This is a genomic window from Microcoleus sp. OTE_8_concoct_300, assembly GCF_031383065.1.
Taxonomy (GTDB): domain Bacteria; phylum Cyanobacteriota; class Cyanobacteriia; order Cyanobacteriales; family Microcoleaceae; genus Microcoleus.
Genome location: NZ_JANMZH010000244.1, coordinates 1 through 2,300, shown reverse-complemented (window position 1 = coordinate 2,300; position 2,300 = coordinate 1). Strand labels below are relative to the sequence as shown.

The window sequence follows — 2,300 nt, the reverse complement described above, 5'->3', positions numbered from 1 at the left end:
ATCGAAATAATACTGACACCAAAATTCTGCTACCTCCAACAACATGGGTATTGATTCAGCCACGATACCTGAACCAGACTGCAAACCATAACGCTCTACATATTCTCTAGCTAGTTTGTAAGCCCAATAGGGAAAATCTGTCTCTACGAAACACCGCAGTGCATACTCTAGCTTTAATAAATCTCCGCTGCGGACAAAGCGCACCGTTGCCCACCTAAAATTACGGTAGTCATCCCCTTGCAAGCCATCAATGTCTCTCAATAAGTTTCTGAGAAATTGCCTGCTTTCGTAACTAGGACTTTCTAAGTAACTTTGCATCAGTGTGATTGCCTCATTCACTAACTGTTGTTGCTGTGCCCATTCTTCACTGGTGAAATGTTCGGGACAAGTTGCCTGATTTATCTGCTGTTGCACCCGTTGAGCAATGTAGAGTCCAAACTTTTCGGCAGCGACTTCATCAACGCACAGACTTTTGATACTCGTCAGCCTGGTTATCGGTATGGCAAGTCGAGCTTTTTCAACTTCTTGGGTAGTTTGAATCCATTTTTTGATTTTATTGGCAATAGCAAGCTGTTGTTTGTTTTGTTTCATTCTAAATTACCGACGCTTAATATCCTGATTGAAGCAACGCTCCAGAGAGCAAATCTGTTAGTTTGAGTGTAACAGCCCACTGGTTCAAGTAAGCTCGATCGAGTCGTTCCCCTTGCACTTTCAAAACTCCCAACACATCCCTCCATTGTTTTTGAGAACCGCCGGGAGTTAGTTTGTACCAACTGAGTTTTTGCAGGACGATATCTTCGGGCGAGTAGATGTAGATTCCCTCCCTTGTTAAACCGCTAACAGGGTAAAGTTGGCGACGACTCATCACCGAAGCCGAAAAAGGGTCATCGCTGCCCATCACAAAAATATCCGCTTTCTCCATAGAAGGCAAATAGATGACATTGAACGATGATTCGCGGGGTGCTGCTTTTGACTTGGCAATTGCTTCAGTCACAGCCGACTCGCTTATGTAAAACTCGCCTGACATGGCATCAATTAGTCTCTGTGCTGTTTGCGCTTCCAGGTCAATCACTAAGTCCAAGTCTTGCGTAGACCTGTTCTCTCCCAACAGCGAACTTGCCACGGAACCGCCAACCACATAAGGAATATTCAGCGGTAGCAAGATGCTGGCTATTTTTTGCGCTAATTCGATCGGATCTGCAATCACGAGTTCACCCCAATCTTTACTGTCTGATAAAACTTTTATCCACTCAGCTCCCAAGCACCTTTTAATAAATTCTTGCCGAACTTTTGCCTCAGTAGCATTGGGATACTGGTTCTTTATTCCCGATATTGCCAGCCTTCGCACCGCTTGATTGAAAGCGCAAGTCCGCTGTACTTTTTGTTGGGGCGTTAACTGTCGCAATAGCTGAAACATCAGCACATCCGCCTCAATGCTGGTATCGATAGATTGTGGCTTGTATCCTGATTTGACTGTGACTGTTGGCATTGGTGGCATGATGCAATCTTGCTCCCAGGCAGAGATTTCCAAATTATATTACAGAATCCAAGTTTTTCAGACCGCTTTATAAAAATAATATTTTTGCTGAATTATAATGAAATTTTAACAAGGAAAAGACTTGCTATAATAATGATGTCCAAAGCAAAGGCGATAGTTACCAGAGCTACTAACCCGATGGCAAGATTTAGACGTTGTAAAGTTTAATTATCCAACGACCAATTCTGACTAAGACTTTTTTCAAACCACTGTTCTTGAGAGAGATGAAGATATGGACTTAAATCAAAAGTCTGGGAATCACCGATGGCGAGGGCGACTAATAAAAGCTGGAGGGGGTATTCTACTAATCTTCGGCACAGGTTTAAGCGTTTTTACCTGGAAAGCCTTCTCGCCACCTTCTGTTGACCGACTACCACTCCCCAAAACTTTGGTTTCTCTAGAATCACCCGAAGGACAACAGCTACTGAACCAGAGCAAGATCAAACAGGATTTTCAACCGCTTAGCGCCCACATTGAAACCCAAAAACGTCCAGCCTATTGTGGTGTGGCTAGCAGTGTGACGGTTCTGAATGCACTCGGCAGCAAAAGACACGAATATCGTCCCCTAACCCAAGACACCTTTTTTGACGGTCAAACCCAGAATATCCGTTCTTCTTATGCAGTCACTTTTTCGGGGATGACTCTTGATGAATTAGCAGCCTTACTGAGAAGTCACAACGTCAAAGTTGAGGTCTACTATGCGTCGGAGACAACACTTAACCAATTTCGTACCCAAGCTAAAGCCAACCTTGGCCGTTCAGGC

Annotated in this window: 3 protein-coding genes; 1 reads left to right on the top strand and 2 read right to left on the bottom strand. The window is 44.0% G+C overall.

What is annotated here, in order from left to right; translation table 11 throughout:
* The coding region (locus ACUVJL_RS11670; protein WP_445245996.1) for a hypothetical protein at positions 1 to 591 on the bottom strand (591 nt) is incomplete at its 3' end.
* A gap of 16 nt (positions 592 to 607) precedes the next feature.
* The gene (locus ACUVJL_RS11665; protein ID WP_445245995.1) at positions 608 to 1,498 is read right to left on the bottom strand and encodes a hypothetical protein; all 891 of its coding nucleotides are present in this window, start codon (positions 1,496 to 1,498) and stop codon (positions 608 to 610) included.
* Between the two features lie 271 nt (positions 1,499 to 1,769).
* On the opposite strand from ACUVJL_RS11665, the gene ACUVJL_RS11660 reads away from it, so the two are divergent.
* The coding region (locus ACUVJL_RS11660) for a phytochelatin synthase family protein (protein WP_445245994.1) at positions 1,770 to 2,300 on the top strand (531 nt) is incomplete at its 3' end.